The organism is Mycobacterium sp. 852002-51163_SCH5372311 (genome assembly GCF_001667115.1).
Lineage (GTDB): Bacteria > Actinomycetota > Actinomycetes > Mycobacteriales > Mycobacteriaceae > Mycobacterium.
This window is the reverse complement of sequence record NZ_LZIJ01000006.1, coordinates 1-13,906: the sequence shown is the minus strand read 5'-3', so window position 1 is coordinate 13,906 and position 13,906 is coordinate 1. Positions and strand designations below refer to the sequence as shown.

11 protein-coding genes, 2 tRNA genes and 1 pseudogene are annotated in these 13,906 nt (G+C 64.1%); 8 read left to right on the top strand and 6 right to left on the bottom strand.

Translation table 11 applies throughout. The features are described 5' to 3' along the window. Positions 1 to 47 precede the first annotated feature (47 nt). Positions 48 to 791, bottom strand: coding sequence for a CoA transferase subunit A (locus A5791_RS00355; protein ID WP_067229117.1), 744 nt, complete (start codon positions 789 to 791; stop codon positions 48 to 50). Positions 792 to 891: 100 nt separating this feature from the next. After that, positions 892 to 2,529, bottom strand: a complete 1,638-nt coding sequence (locus tag A5791_RS00350; protein WP_067229114.1) for an AMP-binding protein — start codon at positions 2,527 to 2,529, stop codon at positions 892 to 894. A gap of 110 nt (positions 2,530 to 2,639) precedes the next feature. On the opposite strand from A5791_RS00350, the gene A5791_RS00345 reads away from it, so the two are divergent. Together A5791_RS00345 and A5791_RS00340 are read left to right on the top strand one after the other, a co-directional pair. Then, the gene (locus A5791_RS00345) at positions 2,640 to 3,290 is read left to right on the top strand and encodes a TetR/AcrR family transcriptional regulator (RefSeq protein ID WP_067229274.1); all 651 of its coding nucleotides are present in this window, start codon (positions 2,640 to 2,642) and stop codon (positions 3,288 to 3,290) included. Positions 3,291 to 3,365: 75 nt separating this feature from the next. Next, the gene (locus A5791_RS00340) at positions 3,366 to 4,142 is read left to right on the top strand and encodes an MmpS family transport accessory protein (protein WP_067229111.1); all 777 of its coding nucleotides are present in this window, start codon (positions 3,366 to 3,368) and stop codon (positions 4,140 to 4,142) included. On the opposite strand, the gene A5791_RS00335 is transcribed toward A5791_RS00340, so the two are convergent. Next, positions 4,139 to 5,455, bottom strand: coding sequence for an MFS transporter (locus A5791_RS00335; protein WP_067229108.1), 1,317 nt, complete (start codon positions 5,453 to 5,455; stop codon positions 4,139 to 4,141). The genes A5791_RS00340 and A5791_RS00335 overlap by 4 nt on opposite strands. A gap of 448 nt (positions 5,456 to 5,903) precedes the next feature. On the opposite strand from A5791_RS00335, the gene cmrA reads away from it, so the two are divergent. Continuing rightward, complete coding sequence (gene cmrA, locus A5791_RS00330; protein ID WP_067229103.1) at positions 5,904 to 6,707, top strand: mycolate reductase; 804 nt, start codon at positions 5,904 to 5,906, stop codon at positions 6,705 to 6,707. 7 nt (positions 6,708 to 6,714) lie between these two features. Here cmrA and A5791_RS00325 read toward each other — a convergent pair whose 3' ends face one another. After that, complete coding sequence (locus A5791_RS00325; RefSeq protein ID WP_067229100.1) at positions 6,715 to 8,286, bottom strand: helicase HerA-like domain-containing protein; 1,572 nt, start codon at positions 8,284 to 8,286, stop codon at positions 6,715 to 6,717. 105 nt (positions 8,287 to 8,391) lie between these two features. Here A5791_RS00325 and orn point away from each other — a divergent pair, with 105 nt between their 5' ends. Then, positions 8,392 to 9,039: an oligoribonuclease gene (gene orn / locus A5791_RS00320; RefSeq protein WP_067229098.1), complete on the top strand. Its 648-nt coding sequence runs from the start codon at positions 8,392 to 8,394 to the stop codon at positions 9,037 to 9,039. A gap of 53 nt (positions 9,040 to 9,092) precedes the next feature. Further along, positions 9,093 to 9,168 (top strand) — tRNA-His (locus A5791_RS00315). A 14-nt stretch (positions 9,169 to 9,182) separates the two neighbouring features. Here A5791_RS00315 and A5791_RS00310 read toward each other — a convergent pair. After that, a complete protein-coding gene (locus A5791_RS00310; protein ID WP_082966653.1) occupies positions 9,183 to 10,379 on the bottom strand; it encodes an Ig-like domain-containing protein in 1,197 nt (398 codons plus the stop codon). Positions 10,380 to 10,793: 414 nt separating this feature from the next. Here A5791_RS00310 and A5791_RS00305 point away from each other — a divergent pair. The 3 genes from A5791_RS00305 to A5791_RS00295 all read left to right on the top strand — a co-directional run bounded on the left by A5791_RS00305 (position 10,794) and on the right by A5791_RS00295 (position 13,368). Next, a tRNA-Lys gene (locus tag A5791_RS00305) sits at positions 10,794 to 10,866 on the top strand. A 747-nt stretch (positions 10,867 to 11,613) separates the two neighbouring features. Next, a complete protein-coding gene (locus tag A5791_RS00300) occupies positions 11,614 to 12,903 on the top strand; it encodes an ArsB/NhaD family transporter (RefSeq protein ID WP_067229092.1) in 1,290 nt (429 codons plus the stop codon). Positions 12,904 to 12,921: 18 nt separating this feature from the next. Further along, positions 12,922 to 13,368: a hypothetical protein gene (locus A5791_RS00295; protein WP_067229088.1), complete on the top strand. Its 447-nt coding sequence runs from the start codon at positions 12,922 to 12,924 to the stop codon at positions 13,366 to 13,368. Between the two features lie 64 nt (positions 13,369 to 13,432). Here A5791_RS00295 and A5791_RS00290 read toward each other — a convergent pair. Continuing rightward, a pseudogene (locus A5791_RS00290) lies at positions 13,433 to 13,906 on the bottom strand (ABC transporter permease); the annotation flags it as partial.

Here is a 13,906-nt window from a genome sequence, read left to right as displayed (position 1 = left end):
GCCGCTGCGCGGCTGGGGGTGCCCCCACTGCATCGTCGTCGGCGCGCTCACCGGACCGTCTCCTTCTCGATCCGCTTGATGGGGTCGGGGACATGCACGACGCGCTGCACGAACACACCGGGAGTGTGCACGGTGGCGGGATCGATCTCGCCGGGCTCGACGAGATGCTCGACTTCGGCGATGGTGATCCGTCCGGCCGGAGCGCACTCCGGGTTGAAGTTGCCGGCGGCGTAGCGGTACACCAGGTTGCCGTGCCGGTCACCCTTCCATGCATGCACCAGCGCGAAGTCGGTCCGGATGCCTCGCTCGAGAACGTAGGTGACTCCGTCGAACTCGCGGGTCTCCTTGGGCGGCGACATCACAGCGACCGCACCCGACGCGTCATAGCGCCACGGCAATCCGCCGTCGGCGATCTGGGTCCCAACCCCGGCCGGTGTGAAAAACGCCGGTATGCCCATGCCACCTGCGCGTAAGCGCTCGGCCAGGGTGCCCTGTGGAGTCAGCTCAACCTCGAGTTCACCGGAGAGGAACTGACGGGCAAACTCCTTGTTCTCGCCCACGTAGGACGAAATGGTGCGGCGAATCCGCTTGTGCTGCAACAGCACTCCAAGGCCCACGCCGTCGACGCCGCAGTTGTTCGACACGGTTTCGAGGTCGGTGACGCCGCTGTCGGCGAGCGCGGCGATCAGCGCCTCGGGTATGCCGCAGAGGCCGAACCCCCCGACCGCCAGGGACGACCCGTCGGTTATGTCCGCGACCGCCTCCGCGGCGGAAGCCACCACCTTGTCCATTACCTCCGAGCCTCCCGATTCAGTTAATCTTCATTAACTGGCGCTGAGAATACCATTGCCCGCTCCGTGCGTCCAGAGACCCCCGGGCCCACGCTGATGTTCAGTCCTGTCCGCGCAGGTACTCGATTGCCCGTTCGCGCATCTCCACTTTGCGGATCTTGCCGGTTACGGTCATCGGGAATTCGTCGACGATCCAGAAATAGCGTGGGATTTTGAAGTGCGCGATTTGGCCACTGCAGAAGTCGCGCAAGCCGTCGACGGTCAGCCCGTCCGCCCCGTCGCGCAGCTTGACCACCGCCATCAGCTCCTCGCCGTAGCGCGCGTCGGGCACGCCGATGACTTGGGCATCGACGATGTCGGGATGGGTGTAGAGAAATTCCTCGATCTCGCGCGGAGAGATGTTTTCGCCGCCGCGGATCACGATGTCCTTGATCCGGCCCATGATCTCGACGTAGCCGTGCTCGTCCATCGCGGCCAGATCTCCGGTGTGCATCCAACCGTCGGCATCGATGACCTCGGCCGTCTTCTCAGGCTCGTTCCAATAGCCGGCCATCACCGAATAGCCTCGGGTGCAGAATTCTCCCGCCACCCCGCGCGGAACGGTCTTGCCGCTGCCCGGGTCGATCACCTTGATCTCCAGGTGAGGACCCACCCGCCCGACGGTTGCGACGCGCCGGTCCAGCGGATCGTCCGTGCGCGTCTGGGTGGACACCGGCGACGTCTCGGTCATGCCATAGCAGATCGAGATTCCCGCCATATGCATGCGGTCCACCACCTTGCGCATCACTTCGACCGGGCACGACGAGCCGGCCATGATTCCGGTACGCAAGCTGTCGAGCTGGTAGTCGGCGAAGTCGGGCAGGCCGAGCTCGGCGATGAACATCGTCGGCACGCCGTAGAGGCTCGTGCAGCGTTCGGCCTGCACGGCGCGCAGGGTTGCGTCGGGCTCGAAGCCAGCAGCCGGAATCACCATGCAGGCGCCGTGGCTGGTGGCCGCGAGATTGCCCATCACCATCCCGAAGCAGTGATAGAACGGCACCGGGATACATATCCGGTCTGCCTCGGTGTACTCGAGCAGCTCGCCCACCAGGTAGCCGTTGTTGAGGATGTTGCGGTGGCTCAGCGTAGCACCTTTCGGGGATCCCGTTGTGCCAGAGGTGTATTGGATATTGATGGGATCGCGGGGGTCCAGGGTCGCTGCGATGTTCGCCAGCGCCCCCGGGTCCGCGTCGGTCGCGGTCAGTTCGGCAAAGCGATCGCTTTCCATCAGCACCACGTCGCGCAGGTCCGGGCAACGTGGAGCGACCTCCGCCAGCATCGCCGCATAGTCTGTGGTCTTGAAACTCGGGGCGGCAATCACCATCGCCACCCCGGATTGCCTTAGCGCATAATCCAATTCTCGGGCTTGATAGGCGGGATTGATGGTTACCAGAATCGCGCCGATCTCGGCGGTCGCGTACTGGACCAGCACCCATTCCCACCGGTTCGGCGCCCAGATGCCGACCCGATCACCGGTTCCGATCCCTGCCCGCAATAGGCCCGTCGCGAGTCGGCGCACAGCAGCGAGCAGTTCGGCATAGGTCCACCGGCGGCCTGCCCAGACGTCGACCAGCGCGTCCCGGTCCGGGTATTCCGCGCCGGCGGCAGCGAAGTTGGCGCCGATTGTGGTCTCGAGCAGCGGAGGCTGGCTCGGTCCCCGGTCATAGGACAGCGGCTCTTGAGGTGATGGCGTTGCCACGGTTCCTCCGCCTGGCGCTTACCGTGCGAATTGAGTTAATTGCACGTAACTCGTGCTACGTTAGTGACGATTAACCGAAGTGTCCAGGACGAGTTAGACGGAGGTCCGTGGTGACAGCGTCCGCTTCGGAAGGGCGGCGGGGCCCCACCGAAGCGCCGAACCGGCGCAGCCAGTTGAAGTCTGACCGACGCTTGCAGCTGCTGTCGGCCGCCGAACGGCTATTCGCCGAACGCGGCTTCCTGGCCGTGCGGCTGGAAGACATCGGCGCCGCGGCCGGGGTCAGCGGTCCAGCCATCTATCGGCATTTCCCCAACAAGGAATCACTGCTGGTCGAGTTGCTTGTCGGAATTAGCGCACGGCTACTCGCCGGAGCGCGAGAGGTAACGGACCGTCATCGCGACGCCTCCGCCGCACTGGACGGCCTGATCGATTTTCATCTGGACTTCGCGCTGGGCGAACCGAACCTGATCCGGATTCAGGACCGAGACCTTGCCCACCTGCCTGCGGCGGCGCAGCGGCAGGTGCGCAAAGCTCAGCGGCAATACGTGGAGATCTGGGTCGGCGTGCTGCGCGAATTGAATCCCGAATTGGCCGAAGCCGATGCCCGGCTGATGGCGCACGCTGCCTTCGGACTGCTGAATTCGACGCCGCACAGCATGAAATCGGCTGATGCCAAGCCGGTGGGCGCGCTGCGTTCGCGCGCCGTCATGCGGGCGATGACGGTTGCGGCGCTATCGGCCCGCGACCAGCGGGTCAGCTGATTGGTCTGAGACGGCGTACCTGCGCGAACTCGCCAAACCGCCGGTCCCAGGTACCCTGCAATCCATGAGGTGGGCATGACCGATCCACGTCGTCCCGAGTGGTTGAGTGCCCCTCAAGAGGGGTCTGACGCGAGCGATCCCCAGGATCAGCCCTATGTCGACCCTGCGTACGCCGACCAGGCGCCGTATGCGCAGACCTACGCCGGATCGGCTGCCCAATGGGCACCGACCCACACCGAGGCCAACCCGACCCTGGAGCTGCCCGCGTACTGGCAACAGGAGCAGGCGCTGTCCGGAGAACTGCCTCGGCAAGACCTGGCAGCCCCGCTGCCGGAAGGACCGAAATCACCGCGTTGGTTGTGGTTCTTGGCAGGCGCGTCGGTGATGCTGGTTGTCGGCCTGGTCATCGCACTGTTCTTGGCCAATGACGCGGTCAAAACCCAGACCGCCGTCCCGCCGTTGCCCGCCATGCCCGAGTCGAGCTCGACTACGCCGTCCCGGTCGACAGCACCGTCGACCTCACGTCACCCCCGGCCTCTGCCCCCGCCCACGGCGGCGCCGACTGAGACAACCGGGCCAGCCGTCGTGCAGAGCGTTGTCTACAACGTCGCCGGCGACGGCCGGGCGATCAGCATCAGCTACATGGACACCGGCGATGTGATGCAAACCGAGTTCAATGTCGCGCTGCCGTGGAGCAAAGAGGTCAGCCTGACCAAGTCGTCCCTGCACCCGCCGATCCTGACGATCATCAACATCGGCCACAACGTCACCTGCACCCTCACGATCGCGGGCGTTCAGGTGCTGCAGCGCGAGGGCGTGGGTCTCACGATCTGCAACGCCCCGCCGAGCTAGATCGGCTCTTCAACGGCAACGCGTCTCGGCGGGACTCGCACTACCAGCATCGCCAAGATGCCGGCTACCAGAACCACCGCGATTCCACCCATTCCGGCGCGCGGAGCGCCGAAGACGTCGACGAACACGGAGAACAGCGACGGCGCCACGAACGCCACCGCGCGCCCGGTCATCGTGTACAGGCCGAAGGCCACGCCCTCCTTGCCTTCCTTGGCCATATGCAACAACAACGTGCGCGACGACGATTGCGCCGGTCCGATGAACAGGCACAAGATCAAGCCGCCCACCCAAAACGCCACGGGGCCGGACAACCCCATCAGGGTGACTGCGACGCCGAGGATCATCAGCAGTGACCCGACGATGACGCGTTTGGACCCGATCCAGTGATCGACGAAGCCGCCGAGCACCGCCCCGACCGCGGCTACCACGCTGGCCGCCACCCCGAATATCAACACATCGGCTTGAGAGATCCGGTAAACGAGTACACCCAGCACCGGGCCGAAGGCGAAGATCGCCGACAACCCGTCGCGGAACAGCGCGCTGGCAACCAAGAAGAAAACCAGGTTGCGGTCGCGTTCCCATTCCGCGCTGACCTCCCTCCACAGCTTGCGGTAACCGCCGAGGATGCTCGTTTCGTGCGAAACCTCGTTGACGTCGGGTAACCGGTGTGCGGCCAACATCAGTGGCAGGGCCAAGACGGCCAGCCAGGCGGCGGCCAGCAGCATCGCCGTCCGGACGTAGAGGCCGTCTTGAGCCGGCACCTGCAGTAAGCCACGGTGGTCGCCATTTCCGGCGATGAATCCGAAGTAGACGAGCAGGAGCAGCAGCACACTGCCGAAATAGCCTGCCGCCCAGCCGAAGCCAGAGATTCTTCCGGCTGTCTGAGGTGTCGACAGTTCGCGCAGCATCGCGTTGTAGGGGACGCTGGCCAGGTCGGTGCACGCCGCGGTCCCAGCCATCAGCACAAGCCCGGCCCAAAAGTAGGCGGGTTGTGGGCGGATCAGATACATGGTGCAGGCCAGTGCGACCGCCATGCCGGTCAATACGCCGAGCGCCACCCGTCGGCGGTGCGGCGATTCCACCCAAACGCCGACGCCCGGCGCCAGCACCGCAATAGTGAAGCCGGCGACGGCTGCGGCACGACCCAGCCAGCTCGCCGGTGTGGTGCCCCCGGGGATGCCGACACCCACCGCCTTGGTCAGGTAGACGGCGAAGACGAAGGTGGTGACGATCGCGCTCAGCCCGGTGGTCCCGGAGTCCCAGAGTGCCCACGCAACGACCCGAGAGCGCGTGATCGTGCCCGGCTGGCGCATGCCCGGGACTCTATTGGTTGGGCAGACGACCCGCAGCGCCCGGCTACGCCGCGCTCGCGATCGCTGCGAAGTGGTCGGGCAGACGACCCGCAGCGCCCGGCTACGCCGCGCTCGCGATCGCTGCGAAGTGGTCGGGCAGACGACCCGCAGCGGACTGGTCGGGCTGAGCGCCCGCTCCGGCGAGTCCGCGGCCCACCGCTGACCCCACCAGTCACTCCAATCACCGCAGAGCGCCGCGCCTCTTGTTGTCCACCTCAGCGCGACAAGTAGCTGCGGTCTCGCAGTTGTCGCGCTGAGGTGGACAAAAAGGGCACACCCGACCTTTCTGTGACAGGTGGGACTCACGAGGAACGCTCCCCCGGCCGTAATCACCTACGCGCCAACCGCGCCGCCGGTACCCGCTGGCTACGCGGCAACCGCGCGGGGCGCCCTGTCTACGATTGGCGGCATGCCGATACCCGCTCCCAGCCCCGAGTCGCGCGCCGTTGTCACCGGAGCTTCGCAGAACATCGGTGCAGCACTGGCAACCGAACTTGCCGCACGCGGACACAACCTGATCGTCACCGCGCGGCGCGAGGACGTGCTCACGGAGCTGGCCGCACGGCTGGTCGACAAATACCGCGTCGCCGTGGAAGTGCGACCCGCCGATCTGGCCGACCCGGAGGAACGGGCGAAGATCTGCGACGAGTTGGCCAACCGCCCCGTCTCGATCCTGTGCGCCAATGCTGGCACCGCGACTTTCGGGCCGGTGGCCACCCTCGACCCGGCCGGTGAAAAGGCCCAGGTACAGCTGAATGCCGTTGCGGTGCACGACCTTACGTTGGCGGTGCTCCCCGGCATGATCGAGCGCAAGGCCGGCGGCATTTTGATTTCCGGTTCGGCGGCGGGCAATTCGCCGATTCCCTACAACGCCACCTATGCCGCGACCAAGGCGTTCGCGAATACCTTCAGCGAATCGTTGCGCGGCGAACTACGGGGTTCCGGCGTGCACGTCACGCTGCTGGCGCCGGGACCGGTGCGCACCGAGCTGCCCGACGAATCCGAAGCCTCCCTCGTCGAACGACTGGTGCCCGAATTCCTGTGGATCTCGACGGAACACACCGCCCGGGTATCACTGGATGCGTTGGAACGCAACAAGATGCGCGTCGTCCCAGGCCTGACGTCGAAAGCCATGTCGGTGGCCAGCCAGTACGCTCCTCGTGCCATCGTCGCTCCAATAGTGGGGAGCTTCTACAAGAAACTCGGCGGCTGACCGACCGTCACTTCCTACGCCGCCGCCCTGTGCCGAATATATTGCGGGTGATCTCGCGTACTCCGGTGTTGATCGCACTTTTCACGGTCGGGTCGTGCAATACCTGCTCAAAGATGCTCGGGCCTTTTTTCTCCGCCGGCGGGGGCATTGGCGGCACCTCGCTGTCCGACGGCGCCGGCTCGCCGGGCTCCGACGAGGGCGGCCCGGCGGCCTGCTTGGCTCGCAACATCTCGTAGGCCGAGTCGCGGTCGATGGTCTGGCCGTACTTGGCTTGCAGCGGGCTGTCTTTGGCCGCCGCGCCGATCGCGTCGGCGCCGATCGCGGCCATCAGCGAACGGGGCACCCGCATGCGCGTCCATGCGACCGGCGTCGGTGCCCCCTTCTCCGACAGCACGGTGACGACGGCCTCGCCGATACCCAACGACGTCAGCGCTGATTCCAGGTCGTAGACATCGGTTTTCGGATAAGTGCGTACGGTTCGGCTCAGCGCCTTCTGGTCGTCCGGCGTGAACGCGCGCAACGCGTGCTGAACGCGGGCGCCCAGCTGGGACAGCACGTCGTTGGGCAGGTCGGTGGGCAGCTGGGTGCAGAAGAACACCCCGACGCCCTTGGAGCGAATCAGCTTGACCGTTTGCTCGACCTGTTCGAGGAAGGCCTTGGACGCGTCGGCAAACAACAGGTGCGCCTCGTCGAAGAAGAACACCAACTTGGGTTTGTCCGCGTCACCCACCTCGGGCAAATGCTGGAAAAGGTCGGCCAGCACCCACATTAGGAAGGTGGAGAACATGACCGGGCGCGCGGCCTGCGCCCCGAGCTCGAGCAGTGAGATGACGCCGCGCCCTTGGTCATCGAGGCGCAGCAGGTCGTCGGGGTCCAGCTCAGGCTCTCCGAAGAATGTGTCAGCGCCCTCGGATTCCAGGTTGACCAAAGCCCGCAGGATCACTCCAGCTGTCGTAGACGAAACAGCCCCAAGGTTTTTCAGCTCAGGCTTGCCCTCATCGCTGGTCAAATAGGTGATGACTTCCCGTAGATCTTTCAGGTCCAACAACGGTAAACCCCGCTGGTCGGCGTAGTGAAAGATCAACCCAAGCGTGGATTCCTGGCTGGCATTGAGCCCCAACACTTTTGACAGCAGAATCGGCCCGAAGCTGGAGATGGTTGCTCGCACCGGCACGCCGACTCCGCCGGTGCCCAACGACAAGAACTCCACCGGGAATCCGGTGGGTTGCCAGTCGTCGCCGGTGTCCTTGGCCCGCGCGGCCGTCCTGTCGTTGGCGTCCCCGGGCCGGGACAGACCGGACAGGTCGCCTTTCACGTCGGCCATCACGACCGCCACACCTGCGGCACTGAGCTGTTCGGCGATCAGCTGCAGCGTCTTGGTCTTGCCGGTACCGGTGGCTCCGGCCACGAGACCATGCCTGTTGATGGTGGCCAGCGGAATACGGATCTGGGCGTCCGGATCGGCCTCGCCGTCGACGACGACCGTGCCCAGTTCCAGCGCCTGCCCGGCTACCGCGTAGCCCGCCGCGATCCGCGTGGCGGGCCCACCGCCCCCTTCAGCCGACGATTCCGTGCTCATCGTGCCGCGCCCCTCTCCCCCGCCTGGTTCCCGTCGCAAAGCCCGAGCCTACTTCCTCAGGGGGAACCGGGGGCAGAGCCCGGCGTGCGCCTACTGTAGAGCGCTGTGCGCGACGAATTGGTGTGGATCGACTGCGAGATGACCGGTCTGGATCTGGGCTCGGACAAGCTGATCGAAATCGCGGCGCTGGTTACCGACGCAGAGCTGAACGTTCTCGGCGAGGGAATCGACGTGGTTATTCACACGGACGATGCCTCGCTTGCGTCGATGATCGACGTGGTCGCCGAGATGCACTCGCGCTCGGGGTTGATCGACGAGGTGAAAGCCTCCACGGTGGACCTGGCGACCGCCGAGGCGATGGTGCTCGACTACATCGGCGAGCACGTCAAGCAACCTAAGACCGCCCCGCTGGCGGGCAACTCGATAGCCACCGATCGCTCGTTCATCGTCCGCGACATGCCCCAACTCGACTCGTTTCTGCACTACCGGATGATCGACGTCAGCTCCATCAAGGAACTCTGCCGGCGCTGGTACCCGCGGATCTACTTCGGCCAGCCGACCAAGGGGCTCACGCACCGCGCACTCGCCGACATCCACGAATCCATCCGCGAACTGCAGTTCTACCGGCGCACCGCATTCGTGCCGCCACCAGGGCCGTCTACCAGCGAAATCGCCGCAGTGGCCGCCGAACTGCAAAACGGGTTGGACGCGCAGGAAGCAATCGATTCGGCCGAGGAGCCGCCGACCGGTTAGTATCGACGTCGCCGCGCATGTGCCCGCAAGCTCGCTGGACCGGCGCGGCCACGGTGGCTGTAGTTCAGCTGGTAGAGCACCAGGTTGTGATCCTGGGTGTCGCGGGTTCGAGTCCCGTCAGCCACCCCAACTGCGCGAACACCTCAGGTGTTGGCGTTGCCCGCCTTCCACTGCGGCCAGGGAATGTTCCAGTCACCCAGACCCTCGGTGCCTGGCAGCGTGCCGCCCACGGTGTTGATGACCTCGACGATGTCTCCGCGCTTGACGTGCTCGTAGAACCACACGGCGTTGCTGGGGCTCACATTCAGACACCCGTGGCTGGTGTTCGTGTTGCCTTGGGCGCCGACCGACCACGGCGCCGAGTGCACGAAGATACCGCTATAGGAAATCTGCGTGGCCCAGTCGACGTCGGTGCGATATCCGTTGGGCGAGTTGACCGGAACCCCGTAGGTCGACGAGTCCATGATGATGTGCTTGAACCGCGCGCCGACGATGTAGATGCCGTTGGCGGTCGGGGTGCTGTTCTTGCCCATCGAGGTGGGCATGGTCTTGACGACTTCGCCATTGATGCGGACGGTCACCATCTTCGTGTTGTCGTCAGCGGTCGCGATGACCTCGTCGCCGATGGTGAAATGCGTCTTCACATTGTCTTCGCCGAACATGCCGTCACCCAGGTCGACGCCGTAGGTGTTGACGGCGACGTCGACAGTCGTGCCCGGCTTCCAGTAATGCTCTGGGCGCCAACGCACTTCCCTGTTGTTCAGCCAGTAGAAGGCGCCTTCGACCGGCGGATTGGTGGTGATAGTGATGGCCTTCTGGGCTGCCATGCGGTTTGCGATGTTCTCGTCGAACCGGATCGCCACCGGCTGGCCGATGCCGACCACCTCACCGTCGCTCGGGTTGACGTAGGGCATCGTCAGGTGCTCGGGCGAGCTGGTCGCGAAGCTCATCTGCCGATTCGCCGTACCGCCGAGTCCATGCGCCTTCACGTTCAGCGTGTAATGCCGGTTGTAGCCCAGTTGCTCGGTGGTCGACCAGCGCAATCCGTCGGGGCTCAGCTGACCGGCCACCGACCTGCCGTTGTCGTTGACCATGGTGACCGAGGCCAGTACACCGTCGGCGACGCTGACCGTGACGGGTGCGTCCACGGTGACGCCGACGGCACCGTCGGTAACCGAGGCGGTGAGCTTGGGGACCAGCAGGTCAGCGAACGGCGTGCCCTTGTCCGTGATGGCTTTGACCGGCGCGGCGGCCGGGCTGCTGCTGCAGGCGACACCGAACACAGCAACCGAGATTATCGCCACTACCAGCGATAATCGTGGTCTGCGCAAGGGCGTCATCAAGCCGCCTTTCAGGAAATATGGCTTAGTTGGTCACCAGTGACCCCGAATAGTTGAGAATATTCTAAGGGGTTACGGCCGGTGCCCTGACCAATACGGGCCGCAATGCCCCAAGTCCTGGCTTTTCGGACACAAGCTCGTGACCCTAAGCGAGCATCCGGACGTCCGCAAACGCTAGACGCCTACGCCGGTTGGCGGATGGCGACCTTTCTGCTTCGCCTTGGGCCCGCTGCGGGTCGCCATAGTCGCCATAGCCTCGACGCGCGCGAGTTTGACCACTGCTGGCCGGGGGCCCGACAGGACGCTAAACGCCAGAGATCGCTGGTGGCTCAGCAGCTATCCTGGACGGGTCCGAGATTTCGCGCCGCGGCAGGACGCCTGTTATTGTCGCGTACGCGGTCTCGGCCGTCTAAAGCGCCGTTAGCTCAGTTGGTAGAGCAGCTGACTCTTAATCAGCGGGTCCGGGGTTCGAAACCCTGACGGCGCACAATTGACATCTCAAACGGCTGTTAGAGCCGGGTCGAGATCCTCTTGACTAAGCCCGCACCCTCGGGGATTGAGTCGGTCGACTTGGCCGTCGCGGATTAGCAGTCGAAACGGTGGGTCAACCATTCGAGGCGCCCCAAGGGGTGAAGCGCAGGCGCGTCACGATGTCATGCGCGGCAATCGAGGCGAGCAAAGCCGCCGCAATGAGCAACGAGGTGTCGGCGGCGGTGGCGGTCCGCCCCGATGATTATTGCGGATGAGCAATCATGGCAGAGTCGCAACATCGCCCTCGGCTTCGTCTCTTCGGCCAAAAATCTCACGCCTCAATGCGGTTGATCAAAGCGTCGAGATGCACTGCGCAGGAAGCGATCTCATCGATACACCGCTGGACGGACTTGTCGGAGCGGCCGCCGGATCGTCATCACCCAGCGGGCGGTCGTAACCGCGCCACGATGCGCCGAAGGATCCCAACGCGTCAAGCAAGAGCCTCGATCGCCGAGGCCAGCCGGGTTGGGCGAAGGGATTGCACGTCGACGTTGACACCGCGAACCTGGTGCAAGACGGTCGGTTTGGGGTAGGTTTTGCATTGGTGCGCCGGGAAGTCGGGTCGGCAGTAATCGCCGTCTCGTGAAAGGCCTTTCCTGGTGTCCGTCTCCCAAGCGGTTTCCGTGCATGTGACGTTCCGCTTAGGCATCCGCATCGACGATGTTCTCAAACCGCTGATTATCAACCCGGTTGCGGACTGCTGATGAACGTCCTTGCGATCACCGTGTTTGTGGTCGCCTACGGCTTGATTGCCAGCGATCGGATCAACAAGACGCTCGTTGCCCTTATCGGCGCGGCCGTTGTGGTCAGTATCGGGATCGTCGGTTCCGACGATGTTTTCTTCTCCCGGCAGACCGGGATCGATTGGGACGTAATATTTTTGCTGTTCGGGATGATGGTCATCGTCAGCGTGTTACGCCAGACCGGCGTATTTGAGTATGTCGCAATCTGGGCAGCCAAACGCGCGGGTGGCGCGCCGCTGCGGATCATGATCCTGCTCGTTCTGGTCACCGCTGTGGCATCGGCGTTGCTGGACAACGTCACGACGGTGTTGTTGATCGCGCCGGTCACGCTGCTGGTCTGTGATCGACTGGCAATCAACCCCGCGCCGTTTCTGATGGCGGAGGTGTTCGCATCCAATATCGGCGGCGCGGCCACCCTGGTCGGCGATCCGCCGAATATCATCATCGGCAGCCGGGCGGGCTTGTCGTTCAACGACTTTCTGATCCACATGACGCCGATCGTGATCGTCGTGCTGACTGTTTTCGTCGCGATGCTGCCACGCCTGTTCCGCGGTTGCTTTACCGTCGATTCCGACCGGGTCGCCGATGTCATGTCGCTCAACGAGCGCGAAGCTATCCGTGATCGTTCGCTATTGATCAAGTGCGGCGTTGTTCTCGTTCTCGTGTTCGCGGCGTTCATTTTGCATTCGGTACTGCATATCCAGCCTTCTCTGGTTGCCCTGATCGGTGCGGGCGTCCTGGTGCTCGTGTCGCGGCTGCAGCAATCCGATTATCTGTCCCTTGTCGAGTGGGACACGCTGCTGTTCTTCGCCGGCTTGTTCGTCATGGTCGGTGCGCTGGTCAAGACCGGCTTCATCGCTGACGTGGCACACGCAGCGGTCCAAGGAACCGGGGGAAATGCGCTGCTGACCGCAATGCTGACCCTCGGGGTCTCCGCGCCGGTGTCGGGCATCATCGATAACATCCCCTACGTCGCCACGATGACACCGATCGTCAGCGACCTCGCCGCGAGCATGCCCAGCCACGTCCATCCCGCTGCGTTGTGGTGGACCCTTGCCCTGGGCGCGGACTTCGGCGGCAACCTAACCGCCGTGGGTGCCAGCGCCAACGTCGTCATGATCGGAATCGCGCGCCGCGCAGGCCATCCCATCTCCTTTTGGCAATTCACCCGGAAGGGCGCACTGGTCACGACGGTATCCATCGCGATATCGGCCGTCTACGTGTGGCTGCGGTATTTCATCTTGGCTTAGGAAGAGGAGGCGATCCCTATGTCGGTAACGTTGATAATCCTGTTGACCGCCTTCTGTGTGCAGGGACTTGTGAAGTTCGCTGTCGGGTTCCTGGTGCCTTACCGCACCCGCATTCAGCGCATCGCGACCTACTACGGTCGCGATGGTCGCATCATCAGCATCTACGACACCCTCACCCTCGCCGTGATCATGGTGCTCGTCACCCTGCTGTTCCTCACCGGCATGCACGGACTAAGCTTCATCACCGGACTGATCACGGGGATGCTGCTCATCCAGATCTTCTTTCACCGCTTCGCCAAACCACTACCACCAGAACAGGCGCCACCCGAATCACCGCCGCCGCCACGCAAACTCATGTCGTATGCGATCCAAGCCGCCCCCGCGCTGGCCTGGCGCGAGATCATCATGATGACCGCACTGTTCGCGTGGGCGCTTTACGAACTCACCGCCACGCTCGTCGGCTAGGCCACCTGCCTAGCTGGCCTGGCATTTTTGTCACCGTGGTTCAACGTGACAGCGCAAGTCCGACTCAGGTGTTCTTGGCGGCGAAGCGGCGAAATAGCGGGCAGGCGACGATCACGTTGTAGGCGACACCAGCTACCACGTACGGCCACCAGGTGCCGTGGTCGCTGGCGACCCAAAAAGCTTTGGCGGCCCAATACGGTGGCAGCACACCGAAAGCCAGATTCCAGGCGGAGTGGATGAACCACGGCAGGCACGGTAGGCCGGCGATCAGCATACCGATTCCACGGACCATGGCCAGGCCCTGAATCTTGTTGCTCGCTAAGGCAAGGATGAGCAGCAGCGTCACCACCGCCGACAACCCGGCGAGCAGCCCGATCGGAATCAGCGTTGGGACCAGCCCTGGCCTTAGGATGCCGCTGAAGGACATCGTCGCGATGACGTATGCGGTGGTGACCACAATGACCGTGCCTGCGCGATACGCAAAGAACGTGGCCAGCGGGACTGGTGTCACACGCAACGCGGTCAAAGTGCCGGCATC

Excerpts from the sequence above, each read along its gene's own strand:
- A5791_RS00355 (WP_067229117.1), bottom strand. The coding sequence starts at position 791 with ATGGACAAGGTGGTGGCTTCCGCCGCGGAGGCGGTCGCGGACATAACC.
- A5791_RS00340 (WP_067229111.1), top strand. The coding sequence starts at position 3,366 with ATGACCGATCCACGTCGTCCCGAGTGGTTGAGTGCCCCTCAAGAGGGG.
- A5791_RS00335 (WP_067229108.1), bottom strand. The coding sequence starts at position 5,455 with ATGCGCCAGCCGGGCACGATCACGCGCTCTCGGGTCGTTGCGTGGGCA.
- cmrA (WP_067229103.1), top strand. The coding sequence starts at position 5,904 with ATGCCGATACCCGCTCCCAGCCCCGAGTCGCGCGCCGTTGTCACCGGA.
- A5791_RS00325 (WP_067229100.1), bottom strand. The coding sequence starts at position 8,286 with ATGAGCACGGAATCGTCGGCTGAAGGGGGCGGTGGGCCCGCCACGCGG.
- A5791_RS00310 (WP_082966653.1), bottom strand. The coding sequence starts at position 10,379 with ATGACGCCCTTGCGCAGACCACGATTATCGCTGGTAGTGGCGATAATC.
- A5791_RS00300 (WP_067229092.1), top strand. The coding sequence starts at position 11,614 with ATGAACGTCCTTGCGATCACCGTGTTTGTGGTCGCCTACGGCTTGATT.
- A5791_RS00295 (WP_067229088.1), top strand. The coding sequence starts at position 12,922 with ATGTCGGTAACGTTGATAATCCTGTTGACCGCCTTCTGTGTGCAGGGA.